At 45.6% G+C, this 18,966-nt stretch carries 22 protein-coding genes and 1 pseudogene; 6 read left to right on the top strand and 17 right to left on the bottom strand.

Features of this window, described 5'->3' with window-relative positions; genetic code table 11:
- Positions 1–46: 46 nt before the first annotated feature.
- Positions 47–205 carry a DUF1272 domain-containing protein gene (locus tag KNP96_RS16910; protein WP_214769193.1) on the top strand — a complete coding sequence of 53 codons (159 nt, stop codon included), beginning with the start codon at positions 47–49 and terminating at the stop codon, positions 203–205.
- A gap of 59 nt (positions 206–264) precedes the next feature.
- On the opposite strand, the gene KNP96_RS04970 is transcribed toward KNP96_RS16910, so the two are convergent.
- From KNP96_RS04970 to KNP96_RS04990, 6 genes and pseudogenes are all read right to left on the bottom strand, one after another.
- Positions 265–684: an SRPBCC domain-containing protein gene (locus tag KNP96_RS04970; protein WP_214769195.1), complete on the bottom strand. Its 420-nt coding sequence runs from the start codon at positions 682–684 to the stop codon at positions 265–267.
- A gap of 133 nt (positions 685–817) precedes the next feature.
- A pseudogene (locus tag KNP96_RS04975) lies at positions 818–1,379 on the bottom strand (IS30 family transposase).
- 152 nt (positions 1,380–1,531) lie between these two features.
- Complete coding sequence (locus KNP96_RS16690; RefSeq protein ID WP_251135721.1) at positions 1,532–1,771, bottom strand: DUF2268 domain-containing protein; 240 nt, start codon at positions 1,769–1,771, stop codon at positions 1,532–1,534.
- Positions 1,772–1,828: 57 nt separating this feature from the next.
- The gene (locus tag KNP96_RS04980) at positions 1,829–2,500 is read right to left on the bottom strand and encodes a DUF2268 domain-containing putative Zn-dependent protease (RefSeq protein ID WP_251135722.1); all 672 of its coding nucleotides are present in this window, start codon (positions 2,498–2,500) and stop codon (positions 1,829–1,831) included.
- 536 nt (positions 2,501–3,036) lie between these two features.
- Positions 3,037–3,285 (bottom strand): hypothetical protein, encoded by a 249-nt coding sequence (locus KNP96_RS04985; protein ID WP_214769198.1) that lies wholly within the window; start codon positions 3,283–3,285, stop codon positions 3,037–3,039.
- Between the two features lie 639 nt (positions 3,286–3,924).
- Positions 3,925–4,113 carry a PspC domain-containing protein gene (locus KNP96_RS04990; RefSeq protein ID WP_214769201.1) on the bottom strand — a complete coding sequence of 63 codons (189 nt, stop codon included), beginning with the start codon at positions 4,111–4,113 and terminating at the stop codon, positions 3,925–3,927.
- A 136-nt stretch (positions 4,114–4,249) separates the two neighbouring features.
- Here KNP96_RS04990 and KNP96_RS04995 point away from each other — a divergent pair, with 136 nt between their 5' ends.
- Positions 4,250–4,465 carry a hypothetical protein gene (locus KNP96_RS04995; protein ID WP_088837091.1) on the top strand — a complete coding sequence of 72 codons (216 nt, stop codon included), beginning with the start codon at positions 4,250–4,252 and terminating at the stop codon, positions 4,463–4,465.
- A 71-nt stretch (positions 4,466–4,536) separates the two neighbouring features.
- On the opposite strand, the gene KNP96_RS05000 is transcribed toward KNP96_RS04995, so the two are convergent.
- Positions 4,537–5,847, bottom strand: a complete 1,311-nt coding sequence (locus KNP96_RS05000; protein WP_214769205.1) for a right-handed parallel beta-helix repeat-containing protein — start codon at positions 5,845–5,847, stop codon at positions 4,537–4,539.
- A gap of 94 nt (positions 5,848–5,941) precedes the next feature.
- Here KNP96_RS05000 and KNP96_RS05005 point away from each other — a divergent pair, with 94 nt between their 5' ends.
- Positions 5,942–6,544 carry a hypothetical protein gene (locus tag KNP96_RS05005; RefSeq protein WP_214769209.1) on the top strand — a complete coding sequence of 201 codons (603 nt, stop codon included), beginning with the start codon at positions 5,942–5,944 and terminating at the stop codon, positions 6,542–6,544.
- Between the two features lie 43 nt (positions 6,545–6,587).
- Here the strand turns inward: KNP96_RS05005 and KNP96_RS05010 are convergent, their stop codons facing one another.
- The 5 genes from KNP96_RS05010 to KNP96_RS05025 form a co-directional block, all read right to left on the bottom strand.
- Entirely contained in the window at positions 6,588–7,091 is a 504-nt protein-coding gene (locus tag KNP96_RS05010) for a DUF1572 family protein (RefSeq protein WP_214769212.1), read from the bottom strand.
- Between the two features lie 20 nt (positions 7,092–7,111).
- A complete protein-coding gene (locus KNP96_RS16695) occupies positions 7,112–7,720 on the bottom strand; it encodes a hypothetical protein (protein ID WP_251135723.1) in 609 nt (202 codons plus the stop codon).
- Between the two features lie 87 nt (positions 7,721–7,807).
- Entirely contained in the window at positions 7,808–8,296 is a 489-nt protein-coding gene (locus KNP96_RS16700) for a hypothetical protein (RefSeq protein ID WP_251135724.1), read from the bottom strand.
- A gap of 146 nt (positions 8,297–8,442) precedes the next feature.
- On the bottom strand, positions 8,443–8,619 hold the full coding sequence (locus KNP96_RS16705) for an SDR family oxidoreductase (RefSeq protein WP_251135725.1): 177 nt from the start codon (positions 8,617–8,619) through the stop codon (positions 8,443–8,445).
- A 68-nt stretch (positions 8,620–8,687) separates the two neighbouring features.
- Entirely contained in the window at positions 8,688–9,077 is a 390-nt protein-coding gene (locus KNP96_RS05025) for a DoxX family protein (protein WP_214769214.1), read from the bottom strand.
- 236 nt (positions 9,078–9,313) lie between these two features.
- Here KNP96_RS05025 and KNP96_RS05030 point away from each other — a divergent pair, with 236 nt between their 5' ends.
- Both KNP96_RS05030 and KNP96_RS05035 read left to right on the top strand, forming a co-directional pair.
- Positions 9,314–10,009 (top strand): ABC transporter ATP-binding protein, encoded by a 696-nt coding sequence (locus KNP96_RS05030; protein ID WP_214769215.1) that lies wholly within the window; start codon positions 9,314–9,316, stop codon positions 10,007–10,009.
- An 87-nt stretch (positions 10,010–10,096) separates the two neighbouring features.
- Positions 10,097–12,733 carry an ABC transporter permease gene (locus KNP96_RS05035; RefSeq protein WP_214769217.1) on the top strand — a complete coding sequence of 879 codons (2,637 nt, stop codon included), beginning with the start codon at positions 10,097–10,099 and terminating at the stop codon, positions 12,731–12,733.
- A 58-nt stretch (positions 12,734–12,791) separates the two neighbouring features.
- Here the strand turns inward: KNP96_RS05035 and KNP96_RS05040 are convergent, their stop codons facing one another.
- From KNP96_RS05040 to KNP96_RS05050, 3 genes are all read right to left on the bottom strand, one after another.
- The gene (locus KNP96_RS05040; protein WP_088837084.1) at positions 12,792–13,115 is read right to left on the bottom strand and encodes a hypothetical protein; all 324 of its coding nucleotides are present in this window, start codon (positions 13,113–13,115) and stop codon (positions 12,792–12,794) included.
- Positions 13,116–13,262: 147 nt separating this feature from the next.
- Entirely contained in the window at positions 13,263–14,654 is a 1,392-nt protein-coding gene (locus tag KNP96_RS05045) for a DUF1565 domain-containing protein (protein WP_214769219.1), read from the bottom strand.
- A 127-nt stretch (positions 14,655–14,781) separates the two neighbouring features.
- A complete protein-coding gene (locus KNP96_RS05050) occupies positions 14,782–15,693 on the bottom strand; it encodes a methyl-accepting chemotaxis protein (protein WP_088837083.1) in 912 nt (303 codons plus the stop codon).
- Between the two features lie 356 nt (positions 15,694–16,049).
- Here KNP96_RS05050 and KNP96_RS05055 point away from each other — a divergent pair, with 356 nt between their 5' ends.
- Positions 16,050–16,553 (top strand): peroxiredoxin family protein, encoded by a 504-nt coding sequence (locus tag KNP96_RS05055; RefSeq protein ID WP_214769222.1) that lies wholly within the window; start codon positions 16,050–16,052, stop codon positions 16,551–16,553.
- Between the two features lie 293 nt (positions 16,554–16,846).
- Here KNP96_RS05055 and manA read toward each other — a convergent pair whose 3' ends face one another.
- Positions 16,847–17,785, bottom strand: coding sequence for a mannose-6-phosphate isomerase, class I (gene manA / locus KNP96_RS05060; RefSeq protein ID WP_214769224.1), 939 nt, complete (start codon positions 17,783–17,785; stop codon positions 16,847–16,849).
- Positions 17,786–17,801: 16 nt separating this feature from the next.
- Positions 17,802–18,950, bottom strand: coding sequence for a glycerate kinase family protein (locus KNP96_RS05065; protein WP_214769227.1), 1,149 nt, complete (start codon positions 18,948–18,950; stop codon positions 17,802–17,804).
- Between the last annotated feature and the right edge of the window lie 16 nt (positions 18,951–18,966).

Below are 18,966 nucleotides of genomic sequence, written 5' to 3' on the forward strand. Positions count from 1 at the left end.
TTTTGTAAAATAAAGATAGGTAAACAAGAAAAGTGAGGTGAGACCGATGCAGGCAACGACGTGTACCCGCTGCGCAGAGGCGTTCAAAGACAACCAAGTGACGTATCATTGTTCGCACAACTGTACATATTGCGCAGATTGTACAAAGACACTCGATTCAATTTGTCAAAATTGCGGGGAAACATTGGTTCAAGTAAGGCAGTAAAATCGATTTTTCTCTACAGAAAAAGCCCTCCTGCTTAGGAACGGGCTTTTTTGTCTGCTTCACTGTTGTTCTGCATATTCTTTGAAGCGGTCAAGAATCGCCTGCCAGCCTGCTTGTTGCATCTCGGGCGGATTCGCCGACTCCGCTTCAAATGTTTCGACGACGTTCGTTTCGTCCCCGTTCGCTTTAAACAAAACCGTCACGTGGCGACCGTCGTCCAGTGTATAGGCTAATTTTTCGTTCACGACAACATCGTCATAAACACCGGAAAAATCAAACCCCATACTGCCATCCTTTGCTGCCATGTGACTGGAGAACCGACTACCAGCCTGGACATCATTCGTCGCTTCCGTCGTGTGCCAATCGTCCGATGCCGCATTCCATGCTTTGATATGCTCCGGTTCTGTCCAGTACGTCCAGACTTCGGCGACGGGTCGTTGGATTACAGTATGGATCTGAATTTCTTGAGCTTGGCTCATATGAATCACTCCTCTGTAAGTTCAGAATCTGTTCTTTGCTTAACGTTCTGCTTTAACTGAACAAATCCTTCTTTTTTAAAAATGGTTTACTTTATCAATATTTCAATCGTTTCAGACTTAAGTTGATAGTTTGTCAAATTAAGTGCAACACTTCTTCCGAGAAGACCTCGTATGCCGTTTTCCAGTTGAGATATTTTCTTGGTCTCTCATTGATTCAGACAAGCGCTTGAGCGAATTCAGAACTTTCCCGACGGGAAGTAAAGATGCAATACTTGAATCGCAGACTTCATTGATTGAGCAGACCGATTATTAATCGGTACAGCCCGATATAAACGGCTCTTTCGCTCGACGAACTTTGCGACACGAGCCTTGGATTTCCCTCTACCCGAGACAACAGTATCAAGTTCCCAATGTCCGAACGTTTGACGCTCCTTAACGTCAGACTGGCGTTTACTGATTGGCAGTCCGACGTTGAAGCGTCCACGCGTTTCATCTGGTTTCTGACGCTTTCCTTTTTGTCGAAGGAGTCCAGAGTCAGCCTCGACGAGGCCCGTATAAATCCAGCGATAAATCGTCTTGAACGAGAGTCCTTCTTCTTGGAACAAGCGTCCTGCAATCTTTCGTACAGCGAAACCTAACTCGAGGTAAATCTCTATTTTGACTCTTTCTGATGTGGTAAGATGAACATAGCTCATAACAAATCCACCGTTGAATTTTGTGCGGTAACTTTATTCTACACGAGGCCGTTATGGTTTTTTTGTGTTTTCAGTTAGGTGTTGTACTTAATATTACAATTCGTCCTTTTAATAAGAAAAATCTCTCTTACTCTACTAAAAATGTCTCATTATTATTGCAGAAGCTTTTGATATTCATAGCCGTCTAATATTTCATCGTTTTCTTTAATTGTCCATTCTGCAATTGAAACGCCAGGATTCGATTTTAAGTAGTTATTGAGGATATCGCGTCCTAAAATATAGTTACTCCAGCGAGGAATACCTTTTTGTTCATTACCAATTACAAAATCGTTAAAAGTAGATTCATAATTATTTACAAGGCTCGCTACATGTTCCTTCGTTTTTTCATCCATCGATTCATTCCAAGGAGGTGAGACGTCTTTGACAACTCGATCTGCAAAAGCATCTGCTTAACCTTCAGTAATGACAGACTTTAAAATCGAACTAATTGTAAAGTCGGGTTTATCGTAAAGAATTAAATGATGATATTCATGTGCAGTTGAATAAGCAAGAACTTTCTTGTCGAAATTTTCATCTAGATAAAGAGCGTAGGTATCTTTATACGCTGCTCCAGAAACTCCACCCATTGACTCAGCGACAGATAAAAATTCTGAGTTAACCGGTATAAGGAAAATCGTACTTTTCTTTTTAGGAAGGATCTTATTGGAAGCTATGTAGTTTTTTGTAATAGTTTCTGTAACTTCATCATGTCTTTGAACTAACCCATCGATTCGATCTAGGAGTTCCTCCTCATAAGCTGTCGAGTTTAGCAAAAAGTTACCTTTCAAATCTGCTGTTCCCAAATTCTCCTTTTCTCCAATCGTATCTATGTAGTCAAGAACAAATTTTTTATAATTTTCTTTTTTCTCCTCCATATCATCGGTTGCAAGAGATGCCTTTAAATACTTTTGATACTGAGTGTAAAGTGGCACAATTCGTAGTTCGCTATCAGCGTTAATTTTTACGGTCTCTGGTTGCATGTCAACATTTTCTTTTGTAGTTTCTGCATTTTCCTTTTCACCAATACATGCTGATAAAAGTAACAAAGAAATGCAGAATAAAGTTATAGATAATTTTTTCAAATTATTTACCTCCGTTTTTTGAATATTCTTATTTATAATAGAAATATTTATTCTATTGTAAACAAAGATACTTTTAATAATTTAATGTTAGATTACACCATTTATTTAAGATGGTTAATAACAGTTAACTGATTAATAAAAGGAGTGAACTATATTCAACAACAAGCGATCTTGATTCTCGAACAGAATGAACAACTTAAAGTCATCAGTGATCCGAGGTGGAAATGTATTGAAGTTGCATTAGGCCGTCGCCCGCGGATTCATCCCGGCTGATCATCTCCTAAATCTTGTCGAGACGAAACAAGCGACACGCCAGTCTTACGAGGTGCTAGACCGGGAAAACACGTGACTTGACGACTCCTGACCGCTCGTTCGCACCCCATTCCTCTGACGTAGAGGACTAGGAAAACCTGTCGTTCCAACAAGAACTCCAACTTTCACCCGAACAATTTTTGCCGTTTACGAAACAGTTCCGTGAACTGTTGCAGGACATCGAACAGGATCCGTCATTTCACGCAAACTGATGGTTTTCTGGATCAGATCCAGTACAAGCCAAGAAAAAGAAAAAACAAAATCGCACCTGTCATTAGCCAAATATTTTGGCGACTTGTCCAAAGAAATAGAAGTAACATTCCAAATAAAAAAACGAACGCGGCAATCAAAAGTCCTCTGGCTCTACCAGTACCATCTTCTCGATCAAGGTAAAAAAGAAATAAAAATAGCGAGATGTCGAACAAAATAAAATAGACTGTTTCTCGAAGCCGGACATCCTCAATCCATTTCATGTGACCACCTCTTGTACCGTTTCATTATTTTTGCCTTCTTGCGTAATCTCGCAGCACACTTTCAACCAATTCATACAATTTCACGTCATTCTCGAGCACAATATATATCAAATGTTTCCGCCTGATTGAGATAGCTTACACAATCCGAAAAAAACCGTTTCTTCACCGAGACGAGATATGCCGCCTGTCCGATCCCTAACTTCGGCATTTTTACCAGACTCATAAGCCCCGATTGTTCTTCCGTAAGCGTCGTCTTGTATGTTCCGGACGACCTCATCTCCCCAAGTGTTGTTTATGATTGCCCGTTCGGATTGACATATTGACGCTCGCCCCTACAAACCGGACAGATTTCGTCTGATGTCGTGCTTGCGTCCATCTGAACACCACATGTTGTACATATCAAGTAAGTCGTCATAGTTCCCCCTTAGCTGTTCAAGATTTTCTGACGCGCACGCAAATGATGTTGATCAGAGCGAAAATAGCGGCACCGGCACGAATCCTAGCAGGATACTGACGTCAAAGATTCATTTCGCTTCGTAAACAATAAGTAAGCCGACGATTGCGCCAATCAAAATGCCTAACACACGAAGTGCAATCTTTCCGTTTGTCATCGACATAACCTCCTTTTGTTCATTTGTTTTACAACGTTCTTGGTGCATCCGCCATAGCATTAGCGAGAATCATGTAAATGATTAAATTAATCGGAAGCGGAATGACAATGAAAATCAGGCGGACGGCCAATGATGAAATACAGAAGTGTTCCGCGAGTCCGCCGCACACCCCTTGAATCGATCGATCTGTTGCTGATCTGCGTAATGATTGTGCCAATCGTCTCCCCTTCTTTCTTCGATCCCATTTTGGATTATTAATCCATATGTTACAATAATTAGTATAACGTAACAGAGTCCGATTTTGCAGAGTACAGCCCATTTGAATCGAAATCTGACAGAAAGGACGTGAGACGTTGGATATTTTTTATTTGATCCAGGAACGGACGTTACCGTTCTCGATTTTAGCTTTACTGATGATGGCCAGTGCCGTCGTCGTGTATGTCGTCTGGAAAAGACAGGTCAGCTTACCGTTGCCGTTGCGCATTTTTACGACCGTCATCTGCCTGACCTGTATCACCGGTTCGACCGGTTTGATGCTTTTCACACTATTCGTCGGTTACAATACGTGAAACAAATGTGATTCCGTTAATCAAACAGACGTCATTCTCTCCCTTTAGGGAAAATGACGTCTGTTGTTCATTCATTGAGCGACTGCCCGATCAAAAGCGGACTGAGTGCGGTACTCGTAATCCAACCAAATCCACCGTTTCGCTGTTCCTTTTTTTAATTGATAAGTATTGTGGTCAAACTGATTGCCGGAACTCGTTTTGAAGAAGTTCGCGACAAACAGGTTATCCCGCCCTGTCGTAAATGCATTATGGTCAATCCGATTATCGCGGACATCATGTTGGACGAGCAGCTGACCGCCTTCAAGTCCTTTCGTATCATTACCGGTGACCTGATTGTCCGTAATCCGAACCCGTTTCGTTCCACCGCGCTTTTTATCGTATCCGCCGATCGAAATGCCGGTAAACCGGTTTTGTTGGACGAGATTGCCGCGGACCGTAATGTCTTCTGCATACTTCTTCGCATGTTCACTTGTTACTTCAATCCCGATATCATTTCGCTCGACGGTATTGTGTTCGATTGTCAGCTGTTTCCCGCCGTCGACGTAAATCCCCGCTGCATTGTAGTCCTTGCCGTAGACCGGATTGCCGTAACTCGAACTGTCGGAGACGTGATTCCCGGAAATGACTCCATTACGGACATAATCCTCCGAGTTGTTTGTCGCGACTCCCTCATAACCAATCAAGTCGATGCCGATATTATCGTTACGACGGACGATGTTGTCCGTGACGGAAAACCCGTCGATGTTGCCGTTTAAGACAAGTGCTTCGCTCGCCCCGAGCCGGTTGTCTTCGACACGATTCCCGCGTACGGTGATTTGCTTCAAGCGACCCGTTCCGTAAATCGCGATTCCATGGGCATTGCCGTCTTTCGCATTCGTTTGGATGCGGCGGACCTGATTATCGATCAGTTGAATGTTCCGTCCTGTCCCGGTGATACATATCCCAATCGGTGTCTCATCGTTTCGTGTCGTCTTGATGTCTGCGACAACCAGTCCTTGAATCGTCACGTACTGCAGGTTTTCGATTCGGATGAGCGTCGTCTCCCCGTCCTGTTTCTTCAACGCCTTCCCACTTAAGACGACTTTTTCCGTTTGGTAATTCCGGAAGACGACCGGTGCCTGTTTCGTTCCGCTGTACCGGACTGTCAATGCTTCCGTGTACGTTCCTTGACGGAGATAGACCGTCGTCCCGGCTTTCGCAAGCTGACTGGCCCGTTTCAGTGTTTTGAGCGGTCGTTTCAACGAACCGGAATTCGTATCTTTGCCGGCTGGCGCGACATACATGACTTTTTTGGAAGCGGTCGCCTCTGCCTGTTCCTGGTTCCATGTCGCTAAACAACCGAACAGTCCAAGCGACAGGAAAAGAATAAATCGTTTTTTCACGCAAATCCCCCCTTTCCGTGAACACTTTTCTGATTGTAAATAACATCCAATCCTTTTATACTTACTTTATTTACATACGAAGGACGTGAAGTGGATGTTGAAACAAATGCTCGTCTGTTCATTATCGGCACTTTTACTTACCGGTTGCAGTTCGGAAGAGACCGTGCCGAAAAAAGTCGTCAAACCGATGGAATTACCGTTAACGTTAAAGATGGATGAGTCTAAAGAACATAAGAATCCTAATAAATTTGAATTCACCTATACCATTTCTGGTCAGTCCAATCAGCCCCTTTATCTGACCGGAACTGAATATTTCCATTCTGGTGAACAAAAAATCTGGTTTACGAAAGTAATTCAACCTGGCCAATATGAGGGAAAGAAACTGAAACTAGGAGAACAGTTCGATACCGCGAAAGGTTACCGATCGTTCATGTATGATTTGGATGGTACGATGCAAACGTGGTCTGAGCAATCCGAAGAACTGAAAGACTTTCTGTACAGTAGTGTCTCGTTCCGTGAAAAAACACTCCTTCGCTCTGACTATCAAGTGTTGATGTTAGAACAATCAAGCATTCATCAATCAAAGCGCGGAAATCAAATGGATCAACTCGATGCACCCCAAGACGTTAAACTTAGTAAAGGGGAACGAATCTTTATCATTTCATTATCGACGAAACCAGTCCGCGATATCTCATAAAAACAGACCTGCCCCCTGTGTAAAAGAGGCAGGTCTGTTTTATTCATGTACGTTGATGCGGCAAGGGAATCGTCAACGGCTTGAAGTCCGGTCCGAGCAGGATCTTCATCAAAAAAATCAGCTGTCCGGTGTGATAGGCATAATGCGCGAGTTGCCGTTCGATTGCGTCAACGACAAGATGCGGTTCCTCGCGAATCAAAACGGTCCGTTCCAAATCGTCCGGTGTCAGGGACGCGAGCGTCGCTTCGACAAGCCGCCAGCCGTCATCCCACAGTTTCAGTAACGTCGCTTTGTCATGTCCCTGGTCGATGAACTCAGCGTCCCGGTCGCGGTCCGGCTTTTCGCCGTCCGTCGTCAAAAAATCGGTCCAGCGTGACGTCATGTTGTTCGTCATATGCTGAATCAACAGGGCGACGCTGTTCGTGTCCGGCGCCAGTTTCTGATGAAACTGTTCCTCGTTCAGCCAACCGAGTGCCTGCTCTGCCGGTTCCCGGACCGCGCGGAAGCGTGCTTGAATTGCCGTCAAATACACCTCTTCAAAAGCCATTTCCCTCACTCCTTCTGCTGTTAATCAATCACAAAGTCCACACCTTTTTCTCCATCAATCGGTATCGTCCATAACGTTTTTAACCGGTCGTCCGTGACGATCAACCGATTTTTACCGGAAGAGAACGTGTCCGTTTCCGTGAAGTAGGAAGTCTTATTATACGGATTCCGGTACAAGTAACGGTAATAGTTACCCGGCTTCCAAAAATCAGGTCGGACCGGTTCAACCCGGAACGCTTGTCCGAACGTCCACTTAACGAACCGTTGATCCGTATCGTTTTCACCGGTGCCGATGATTTGATAACCCGTCTGTTTGTTAATCATCCGCATCGGTGTCGTCGACGAGTAACTAGCACCGTCTAATACTGAAAATGACTTTTGCTGCATCGTTCCGTCCGTCTTTAGCTTGATCATCATGCCGTCGGTCGTTGCAAAATACGCTGTGTCCTTAGCGCCGTATAAAGCAGTATAAGCATATGGTTCAACCGCTTTTCGAATGACGTGTGATTTTCCGGTCGTCTGGTCGAGCAGGACCATTCCGGCCGCCCCTTCTTGATCATCCTCGGTACCGTTGTTGGCGTAAGCAATCGCCTGATTCAGTTCAAGGATTGGTGAATCAACGACTGGCATCAACCGGTCTTCAATCGGATACCGTTTGTCCGTCCGGACGTTGATTAATTGAATCTTTTCCGACGGCTTTGCAGCGTTTGATGTGACCTAGGCATCTTTCCCGTAATGGGCAACGGATGTGATCGATGTATTCGGCACCTCGTGTTTCTTGAACGTCCCTCGTTTTAAGTCATACCTAAAAAAGTGGTCCGCTTCGATACCGTCCGGGTGATGGATATAAATATGCCGCGGGTCCGTTCCTTTTTGTGAAAATGCCATCCGATACAAATCTGGATCAGCAATCGCCTCCGTCTTTAATGCTGTTCCCGTTTTTGATAATGTCGTCATCAATGCCGGCTCTTGCGGATCATCCTGTGTTTCTTTAGAACGGTTGATGTCGCTTCCGGACAGCAGGATGATCTGACCGTCGTTCGGCTTAAAGGTCATCGTCGTGACATCTTTTGATATGACCGGGTAAGAACTGGCTTTGGGTTTTTCAGGATGCGCGCCGATATAGAATGCACTCGCACATCCAGCTGCTGCTAGTCCAGCCGTTCCGTAAATCAATCGTTTTTTCCATGATTGAAGCAAAATCATTCACTCATTTCATTTGTCATTTCGTCCTTCCATTATACCGCTTTTTTGTAAAAAAATTCTTTTGATCACAACCTCTATTACTTATTGACCAAATATTTCATAAAAAAAGACACTGTCGCATTAACAGTGCCTTGATGTATCCTCAGTTATCTTGCCGTGACGCCACTGTCGACCGGAAGACCGACGCCTGAGATATGGCTCGCTTCATCCGACGCGAGGAACAGGACAGCATGCGCGATCTCTTCCGCATTCCCGACATGACCAGGCGGAACCACCTGTTGCATCTCGCGAAACACACTGTTGACGTTATTGAACGTCAACATAGTTTCTTGTTATTTCTCACTAAACAAATAGAGAGTGCACGGTGCTAGCCGTGTCACTCTCCTATACTTTATGAAATTTGTTCAGCCGATTGATTCGCCCCGTTATTGACTTTCTTTTGACCGACGAATACAAATGCTGCCAAGACGAGCAAAATCAACGGTGTCATTGCGACTGCCATGCCTTGTCCGGCATTTAAGTGTGTCAAAACGGCGCCTGCCATGACGAGTACGAGTAGCCCGCTGAAGACTGGAATAAGTTTCTTTTTCCAGTAACCAATCAATAAGCCGATGGCTGCTACCACTTCAATTGTTCCAACAAAATACATGAACCCTGTTCCATAGCCGTACACGTTTTCAAACGAGTCGACCATTGTCGGATCTGCACTCAGTTTCATAAATCCAAATAATAAAAAGCCAACTACTAACACTCCTTGAATAATTCGTACACTCCACTTCATTTTTACAACCTCCTGTTTTTTCTGTCTCTTACTCTCTTATCATAAAGTCCTGTTTGTGAACTGAGAAGTAGGCACATTAATGTGGTTAAGTATCAAAAAGGATACTACGCATAATCAGCAGGCACTGACGAGACAACGCTGTCTCAGTTCTTAACCTGATAATAAAAAGAACAATAGACAAAATTTTCAAATAATTTTATAGTTGAGTTACCTTATTTTGTAAAAGGAGCGTTCGAATGGATATTTCCGTTAATCACCTCTCCCATGCGTTTCAATTAGCCGGGAGTCCATCACTCGTCTTAAACGACCTCACGTGCCAGTTCTCAGCCACCGAAGTGACGGCAATCGTCGGTGCCTCGGGTTCCGGCAAGTCGACCTTTCTCAGTATGATCGGTTCACTCGACCGTCCGACGTCCGGACAAATCGAATACGACGGCCAAGACATCAGCCGTTGGAAAAATCGCCGCCTCTCCGCCTTCCGGGCACAGGAAATCGGCTTCGTCTTTCAACAATTTCACCTTCTGCCTGCGTTGACGGTCAAAGAAAACGTGCTCGTCCCGCTCTTAAAACAAAAAACGGACTTCAATAAAGAAGAGCGGATTGCCCAGATCCTCGAGAAAGTCGGCTTACTTGAAAAACAACACGCGTTACCGGCCCAACTGTCCGGGGGTCAACAGCAACGGGTCGCAATCGCACGGGCGCTGATCAGTCGCCCGCGCTGGATCCTTGCCGATGAACCGACCGGAAATCTTGATTCCGTCACCGGCGAGACAATTTTTCAATTGTTGCTTGACCTGCACAGGGAAGAGCAGTGCGGCATTTTGTTCGTCCCCCATAGCGTGGCACTTGCTGAACGGGCGGACCGGATTCTGTTCATGCAGGACGGACAAATCATTGAAGATCGTCGTAAGAAGACCATCCAAAGCGGGTAAACGAGACATCACAGCTCTTCTTATCGGCCTTTACCAAATGCTCCACGGCTCACCTCGCTACTCATTACAACATCAAGGAGGATCCAGATGCTACGTTTCGTTTTGAACCACTGGCGCCGGCAACGCTTTAAATTCATCTTGACGCTTGTCGGTGCCCTGATTATCAGTGCCGGACTCAGTTTGATGTTCAACCTGACCGATTCAAGTCAAGGAACGGTCGAACAGACATTACAGAAAAAATGGTCGTCCGCTTACGACATCGTCGTCCGACCGAAAGGCAGCCAGATGGCGACCGAAGCGAGTGACCTGCTTGAGCCGAACTATTTGAACGGCATCAACGGCGGGATTTCCTTTCAACAGTATGAGGACATCAAACAGATGAAGGAAGTTGATATTGCCGCACCGATTGCTGTGATCGGATATGCCAATACAACCGTAAGTTTTAAGAATGCACTTACTTTTCCGAAAGATTCCGGTATTTATCGTCTAACATCAACTAGCTATATCGAAACAGGATTTGGCAGAGAACGGCAGTTTCAAGAATCTATTCACATTGCTCAAGGCAGTAAAGTTAAAGTCCCTGAAAATATATCGTTTTCAACCCGTTCAACTAAAGATTTTCGTAATGCCAATGCGAGTAACCCCGCTCTTATCGTTGCCATCGATCCGTCGGAGGAAGCACGACTCGTTGGGCTCGATCAAAGTGTCAGCAAAAAAAACCAATCGCGATATTTTTCAAGCCTCGATCACTTCGAGAACGATAAAAATCGCGGGGACGTCATTCCTGTGCTCATCAATCCGAATTCCTATAATCAAGGAAATTATGAATATACAATTGAAAAGTTAGACGTCCCTTATGACACGGAACAAGATCAAAAAAAGCTAATCGATACCTTAATCGAAAAACAACCAGACGGTGATATTGTCCGTTCAATTCTCTCGACCTATCCTGCAAAAGTTGTCAAGCAGTTGGACATTCCAACCTCTAAAGTTGAGGAAACCTATTTACAGACATTGATTGATAAAATAGGAATGATTCCTTCTTCAGATCCTGTTGGAAATGAGGGTGCTCAATTGCTGTATCAATCAGGTCCATTACAATTCGAGGAGACGAAAAGTCCGTATCCAAGCCGATGGACGAATGCCTACGAAATTCATTCGTCTACGATTAAGCTTAAGAACTGGTATTATTCAAAGTCTTCGTACCCCGCAGTTGGATATCGTTCGCTAACTTCGACTGGTAAGAAAAATCCTAATTCAGAACCTGATATGATTCCAATTGTACATCCATATTTAACTTTCAAGGTTGTCGGTTTATACGACCCGAATAAAATCAACGTCTCAAAAGATCCACTCAACGAATTACCGATGGAAACATATCGTCCGTCGTCCGCTGATCTCGTCCTTGACGCCGAAGGAAAACCAATCAATCCGGCTAAACCGATTGATACGTCAGGAAACCCGGTTGGTCTATTGACCAGTTCACCGAATATCCTGACGACGCTTGACAGCGCCTTAGCAGTTAACGGGAAACAAGCGATTTCATCGATTCGACTCAAAGTCAAAGGAGCAGCGACCGTCAGCGAACAGTCTGAACAACTGCTACAAGACGTGAAGAAACAAATTGAACAAGAGACCGGTCTCGTCGCGACGATCACGAAAGGCTCCTCCCCGCAACCGGTCGTGACGAAAGTCGTTGATGACGGGAAGACACTCGGCTGGATTGAACAACCGTGGATCCACATCGGTGCCGCGATGACGATTTTCCGTGAGACGAGCGTCGGCTTCTCCGGTGTCATCTTCGCGATGCTTGCCGTCGCCATCGTGTATGTCCTCGCGACGAGCTACGTCTCGATGCTTGCCCGCCGGAAAGAGTTCGCTGTCTTGCTCGCACTCGGCTGGCGGACGAAGGACCTTTACCGGATCGTCATGATTGAAGCCGTACTGCTCGCAGGTTTCGTCTCGCTCGTCGCCCTGATCGTTGAAAGTATTTTCTCGTATGTCCGCAATGAGACGATGAACGTACTGAGTCTCGTCTTGATCGCCGGATTCAGCTTACTCATCTACTTGACCGGTGCTGCCTGGTCCGCCTGGACGATTCGTCAGATTTCGCCGTACGAAGCAATCAAGACCGGTGAATACGCCGCATCCTCACACATCAAACTGGGTCTGCGTTCGACCTTTACACTGGCGTTAAAGGAAATCTTCGGTAAATGGAAACGCAATGCCCTGTCGATTCTGTCGATTGCGTTACCGACAGCACTGTTGACGTTCTTCCTATTCGTGACGTTCCACTTGCAAGGTGTCCTCTATACGTCCTGGCTCGGTCAGTTCGTTGCGCTTCAAGTCGGTCCGATGCATTACGTGACGATGGGTGTCGCGATCACGATTTCCATCTTGACGACCGGTGAAGTCATGTGGCAAAACGTCACCGACCGCCGCGCCTCCCTCGCCATCCTGAAAGCTGTCGGTTGGACGAATCGTTCGATCCGCCAATTGATTCTGCTCGAAGGGATGCTGATCGGATTCGTCGCAGGGCTGGTCGGTCTCAGCATTTCCTACCTGACGATTTACGTCCTGTATGATTTAGTTCCATGGGACGAACCGCTCTTGATCGGTGTCTCGCTTGCTTTACCAATCCTGTTCGGGACAATCGCTTCACTCTTGCCGGCGCAAATCGCGGCACGGGTCAATCCGTATCAAGAGTTGAAAGATGCAGGCTAACCGCATCCATACACAAAACAGGCATGATGGCTCGCGGCCATCATGCCTGTTTTGTGATTCATTGCTTTGGAATCGGCAACGTCTCTGTCAGTCCGAGTTCAATCACTTTATTTTTCTTTAAGCGGTACAACATGTATTGATCCTGCTTGTATGCCTTCAGCTTGACGGCGATTTGGTGGCGCCGCTCCTTACTTTCGTCCGTATCAGCATATGCCGGACGGACCTCGACGATTTGTGCTTTTCCATATTGTTTTTGGACATATTGCGTCACTTTTGCTTGAACCATTTTTTCATAGGCGACGTCCGGTCCCCGGTTGAGGACGACATAGCCGACGCAACCAATCAGTGTCAGTAAAAAGAATGCTAAGATGGACTTTTTCACAATGTTCCTCCTCGGCCAAGCGATTCGTCTTTCCTGTGAAACGTACTTCTTATCGCAAATAGTTGACCGTTCACTTCTTTCTATTTATACACAATCGCTTCGTTTCCTTCTTCCGCATCGATTTAAGTGATTAAATGATGGATGCGATCATTTACGGAGTTTCAAGACGGGTGAATTTTCTTTTAACCGGAAGTCATAATCCGCGGCATTGACATATAACGGAGCTGTATACAGTGACGTCGCATCACTGACTTGTTTATTAAATGCAGCAAACGACAAGGCGTCCTCTTCCCAAATCCAGTCACTCGTCTTGCCGGGCTCTTTTTCATAGACGTTGCGTGCGAACTGATTCGTCGAACCGCTCGACACGTAATTGGCGATCATGATGCGGGACGGACCCGCCGTCACAGTATTTTCCTCGAAGCGTGTCGTTTCCACATAGTGCTGGACCAATAGTTGTCCGCCGTCTTCGCCCTTCGTATCGTTCCGGTAAAGGACATTTCGTTGAATCACCGTCTGTCGTGTCCCGCCCCGCTTGCTGTCGTAGCCGCCAATCGCGATGCCCGTGTAGTTGTTTTCATACACTGTATTCCCGACGACGTTAATCTGTTCAGCATATTTTCCGCGATGCTCGGATGTCACTTCGATTCCGATATCACTTCGATAGACGGTATTGTTGATGATGTCGATATTTTTCCCGCCGTCGACGTATATCCCGCCGGCAGCATACGCGTCCCCGTAAGCCGGGTTCCCGTAGGACGAGATGTCGTGGACGATATTGCCGGTGACGATTCCGTCCCGAACGTAATCTGTTCCGCTCGTCGCGACGCCCTCGTGCCCGATCAAATCGATTCCGATGTTATCATTTCGGCTGACCCGGTTCTCTTTGACGGTGAAGCGTCGGATGTCCCCGTTTAAGACAATTGATTCACTCGAACCGAGCCGGCAATCTTCGACACGATTTTTCGTAAGCGTGATGTCATGCATTGGTTCCGTCCCGTAGACGGCAATCCCGTGCCCGTTTCCGTCCTTCGACGACGTTTCGATCCGGCGGACGGTGTTTTGCTCGAGCGTCACGTCGTGGCTCGGTCCCGTCAGGTAAATACCGATGATCGTTTCATCGGCACGCTTCGTTTTGATGTCCTCGATGATGAAGCCGCGAATCGTCACGTAGGCCTTCCCGTCCATCGTGATGAGCGCCGTTGTTCCATCTTGCGACTTGAGTTTTTTCCCGCTTAAGATGACTTCATCATTCCGGTACGGTCGAAAGACGACCGGTTTCGCCTTCGTCCCGCTGTTTTTGACGACGAGCGGTTCCGTGTAGACGCCGGCATGGACATATACGGTCGTCCCTGGTTTCGCTAACGCAGCTGCCTGTTTTAGCGTCCGGACCGGGTTTTTCCGGGATCCGTCTTGTACATCGTCACCGTCCAGTGCGACATGAATTTCATTCGCCCTGAGACTCGGATTGATCCAGACGGTATAAAGAAAAGCCCCTCCTAGCAAGAGAAACAAGAGGAGGATGTAACGATTTTTCACAAGCTTCACGTCCTTTAAAAAACGATCTGACGTGCAATCGTTTCGTCTCTTCTTTTCATTATACTTGATTTTCAGAACGGTCTCCTAAAAAAAATCAGAAGCCGCTTCCTCGCTCCTGACGAATCGTTTAGATAACGGTCGTGAATTTTTTCGAAGTTTGATTCAAGGTCTCGGCCGCATGACTGACTGTATCAAACCGGCTTAACGTCTCTTCCATGACGCGGACGCTTGACGAGGCATCTTCGTTCGCCCGGGTAATCCCGGTTTCAATCCGGCTTAATTCCTTGTTCATGTCATCGGTCGTCGTCCGGACGTTGACGACGGCGAGTTCGACGAGTTTCGAAAGATTTCTGACTTCCATCGCAACGACGTTAAATCCACTCCCGTGTTCACCCGCGCGTGCTGCTTCAATCGAGGCGTTCAAAGACAACAAGTTCGTTTGGGCGGCAATCTCTTTAATCGTCCCCGCGATTTTTGTGATTTCCGACGATTGTGCCTGTAAGTTCGCTAACGTCTGCAAATTGTTTTTGGCATCCGTCGCCATTTTTTCAATCGTTCGCTTCAATTCTTCACTTTCCTGCTTTCCTTGAAGCGAACGCTCATCGAGATGTGTCGCAATTTCTTCGAAGGATGTCGCATATTCTGCAATCGTTTCCTGTCGCGCCGTAATGTCTGACGCAATCTTGACGACGCCGACGACCTGATCATTTTCGTAAATCGGCATATACGTCGCTTCGAGCCAAATCGCATTGCCCCGCGAATCAATCCGCTTGATTTTGTCGGCGGCACTGAAACCGCTCAGTAACTTATTCCAAAGTTCCTGGTAAGCAGGGCTGTTGACGAATTCCGGTGGACAAAACAGATGATGGTGCATCCCAATCATTTCGTCGCGTCGGTATTTCATCGTCTTCGCGAACAGATCATTGACGTCGACGACACGGCGTTGTACGTCGAACCGGATCATGGCGACATTTGTTTTTAAGGCTTCCAGGACATGGGTGGATGAGAGTGTTTTTTCGTTTGAAAGAAATGTAGTCAAGTGGGTGGTCTCCTTAGCTTAAATCTTCTCCCGTGTACAACCGTCTGTTTTATACATGGAGAAGTTTTTTAATAATGTAGATAATGGAATGATTGACAATTAATTCTAAATATTAATAGTAAGAATTAAAGATAAATGGTAAAAAAAAGATTTGGGTCATTTTTACGTAAAATTCTTTATCCTCATATACTATACGTATTAAGTAATTATATCCTGATTTATCAGGTTTTAAACTTTTTTCCGAATTAAATCATGATTTAAATTTAAAAGACGTTTTGTAAGCAGAGTTACAGCCTTTCTGCTACAGATGGTGTAAGGTAATAAGTAGATTTAACATTAAGGAGGAATAGAATACAATGAGTACATTTCAACTAGGTACACATATTCCATCATTTACGCTCCCTTCTACAACCGGTGAAGATTATCACTATCCTTCATCGAAAAAACAAGACAACAATTGGCAGCTAATCATCTTCTTTAGAGGGGCATGGTGTCCTGTTTGTGTCGCAGATTTAAAGGAACTTGAAGAAAATAAAGGCTTTTTTGATAAACATGGCGTCGATCTCATTACGATTGCGACGGATCAATTAAAAAATTTGTCGGAAATGACTTCAAAAGAGCAACTGTCCTTCCCTGTGCTCTCCGATGAAGAGCTGAAGGTCCTTAAAGACTTTGACGTCTATTACCACGGTGAAGATTCACCTTATGAGGATCATGGATTACATGGTGAGCCGGCTTATTTCCTTGTTGATGAAACAGGATCTCTTCTTTATCAGCAACGGCAAACTAGCCCGTTTGGTCGTCCTACTGCTACTGAACTTCGTAAAATCATTACGTATATTAAGAAGAACTTAAAATGATAAAAAAATAAATAGGTGAACGCTTATTTCATTCACTCCAATGAAGAATGTATCCAACAAGTTAATCAGGCTGCCCTTACACGGATAAAATACTGTGTAAGGGCAGCCTGATTAACTTGTTGATTTCTAAAACTCCTACTAGCTGGACTCCGAAATTAAACTCACGTTCATCCTCCCCCTAAGGAGTGGACTTTCTCGTTCACAAATCCTGTAATGTGTGAAACTAACCGACATTAAAGTCTGAATATTCAGTCAATTATTCACGTTATTATCTTGAAAGACTCCAGTTATATTCATCGAACTTCCACATCACTCATGATGAATTCAAATGTTCCCATACAATTGCGGGGAGCTTGTCCCTGCGGAATAATGAAATGATCTCCCGCTTGAACCGGTACATTTTCAATCTCTCCGTGCCCGTTTAAAATTGTGATCGTACGGAAACGTTCAAGTGGCTTAAGGACAAACCCGTCTTTTACTTTGACGTGATATACGTTGAATTCCGGAACTTTAATAAGCGTCGTGATCTCTGCGTTTGTCACTTGCTTCGTCTCTGTTCGTCCGTAAAACGTAACATCGGGTGTTGTAATGACATTAAACGCTTGTTCAAGGTGCAAAACTCTTTTTTCTCCAACATCATCAATACGGTCGAAATCATACAGCCGGTAGGTCGTATCAGAAGATTGTTGTGTCTCGAGAACCACAATGCCTTTTCCAATCGCATGAATCGTTCCGCTCGGTACAAAAATAAAATCGCCCGCTTTGACACGTTGTGTCCGCAACAAGGTACTCCACTCAGCTTGTGCGATTGACTCTCGCAACGCTTCTTTCGTTCGGGCAGTATGACCTAAAATGATTTCCGCATCTTTTTCTGCTTCGATGACATACCAGCATTCCGTTTTTCCGTATGCTTCACCCTCCAGCTCAAAAGCTTGTTCATCACTCGGATGGACCTGAACCGACAGATCTTTTTCTGCATCGAGAATCTTTACTAATAGTGGGAATTTTGCTAATGTGTAGTCGCCGAACAATTCCCGTTCCTCAGACCATAACCGTTCTATTGAGTAGCCGGAATAGTGTCCTGTTTCAATGATGCTCATTCCATTGGGATGACCCGAAATCCCCCAACATTCGCCGATTGGACCGTCAGGAATTTCATAGTTAAAACGTGAGGCGAGCTTTCGTCCCCCCCATAGCCGTTCTTGAAATACAGGTGTACATTTTAAAATCATTTTCGGCTTCATCCTTTCATCTCATCGTCATCCATAGTCCATATAGATTGGCCGCCGTGTACTTCAGAGTGTCATATGCTTTTTCAGGCTGCATCATCTCCTCTAGCGCGACCGGTTGTTGTGTGATCGAAAACGCAGCTGTGATCCCTGCTGTCCTTATGTGTTCAATCGATGCGTCGACACTTCCGCCTAATAAAATAACGGGGATGCCGAACCGGTGTCCGAATTGCCCGATTGCTTGCGGCAATTTCCCTTGAAACGTCTGTCCGTCAATTTTTCCTTCACCTGAAAAAATAAACGCATAGTCCGCTACTTGCGCCATGACCCCTGTTTCCTCCAAAATCAGTTCAGCACCGCGTTTTAATTCAGCCTGTAAGAGCGACGAACAAGCACCTCCTAATCCACCGGCGGCACCTGCTCCTTGAATAGATTGAACATCTATTCCAGTATGTTCCGTAATTACTTTTGCTACATGGATGAGACGATCATTCAGCTCGACAACATCACGCTCGGATGCCCCTTTTTGGGGACCGTATACATATGCAGCTCCAGTTGGACCGTAGAAAACATTATCGACATCACAAATGATTGTGAATTGACAATCTTCGAGAGCAGGGTGAACCCGTGTCTCATCGATGGACGCCAAAGAAGTAAGTTCTTGCATCTCTGTAATTTCCGTCCCGTCCTGTGCCAGAAATCGGTACCCCAATGCCTGAAGCATGCCGACCCCTGCATCAGTCGTCGCCGAACCGCCGAGTCCTAAGTAAATTCGCCGTGCTCCTGACGACAGGGCATCTGTAATTAATTGTCCGACCCCGAACGATGTCGCAGTTAGCGGATTCCGTTCTTCCTTTTTCAGTTGTGGTAATCCACAAGCAGATGCGACTTCGATCACGGCACGTTTTGTCTTTTTGTTATGACCATATACGGCTTCAGTCGGACGGCCGTTTGCATCATGCACAGTAACTTTCCGTCTCGTTAAATTAAAGGGGCCAGTCAAGGCAGCGACCGTTCCTTCGCCGCCATCTGCCACCTCGATCGATTGTATGGATTGATTCGGATTGATTTGACGAATTCCTTCCATGACCGCCCCGTTTGCCTGAGCTGAACTTAAACTTCCTTTAAAAGAGTCCATTGCGACTAAAATGGTTTGTCGTTCTTGCATTCGTCAGCCCTCCTGT

Origin of the sequence: Exiguobacterium sp. s133, assembly GCF_018618595.1 — a bacterium.
In the GTDB taxonomy this organism is placed as follows: Bacteria; Bacillota; Bacilli; order Exiguobacteriales; family Exiguobacteriaceae; genus Exiguobacterium_A; species Exiguobacterium_A oxidotolerans.

Bases quoted from the DNA above. Each gene is read 5' to 3' on its own strand.
- KNP96_RS05005 (WP_214769209.1), top strand. From the start codon at position 5,942: ATGTTGAAACAAATGCTCGTCTGTTCATTATCGGCACTTTTACTTACC.
- KNP96_RS16695 (WP_251135723.1), bottom strand. From the start codon at position 7,720: ATGCCAGTCGTTGATTCACCAATCCTTGAACTGAATCAGGCGATTGCT.
- KNP96_RS16910 (WP_214769193.1), top strand. From the start codon at position 47: ATGCAGGCAACGACGTGTACCCGCTGCGCAGAGGCGTTCAAAGACAAC.
- KNP96_RS05035 (WP_214769217.1), top strand. From the start codon at position 10,097: ATGCTACGTTTCGTTTTGAACCACTGGCGCCGGCAACGCTTTAAATTC.
- manA (WP_214769224.1), bottom strand. From the start codon at position 17,785: ATGATTTTAAAATGTACACCTGTATTTCAAGAACGGCTATGGGGGGGA.
- KNP96_RS04970 (WP_214769195.1), bottom strand. From the start codon at position 684: ATGAGCCAAGCTCAAGAAATTCAGATCCATACTGTAATCCAACGACCC.
- KNP96_RS16690 (WP_251135721.1), bottom strand. From the start codon at position 1,771: ATGGATGAAAAAACGAAGGAACATGTAGCGAGCCTTGTAAATAATTAT.
- KNP96_RS05010 (WP_214769212.1), bottom strand. From the start codon at position 7,091: ATGGCTTTTGAAGAGGTGTATTTGACGGCAATTCAAGCACGCTTCCGC.
- KNP96_RS16700 (WP_251135724.1), bottom strand. From the start codon at position 8,296: ATGATTTTGCTTCAATCATGGAAAAAACGATTGATTTACGGAACGGCT.
- KNP96_RS05025 (WP_214769214.1), bottom strand. From the start codon at position 9,077: ATGAAGTGGAGTGTACGAATTATTCAAGGAGTGTTAGTAGTTGGCTTT.
- KNP96_RS05055 (WP_214769222.1), top strand. From the start codon at position 16,050: ATGAGTACATTTCAACTAGGTACACATATTCCATCATTTACGCTCCCT.
- KNP96_RS05030 (WP_214769215.1), top strand. From the start codon at position 9,314: ATGGATATTTCCGTTAATCACCTCTCCCATGCGTTTCAATTAGCCGGG.
- KNP96_RS04985 (WP_214769198.1), bottom strand. From the start codon at position 3,285: ATGAAATGGATTGAGGATGTCCGGCTTCGAGAAACAGTCTATTTTATT.
- KNP96_RS16705 (WP_251135725.1), bottom strand. From the start codon at position 8,619: ATGTTGACGTTCAATAACGTCAACAGTGTGTTTCGCGAGATGCAACAG.
- KNP96_RS05065 (WP_214769227.1), bottom strand. From the start codon at position 18,950: ATGCAAGAACGACAAACCATTTTAGTCGCAATGGACTCTTTTAAAGGA.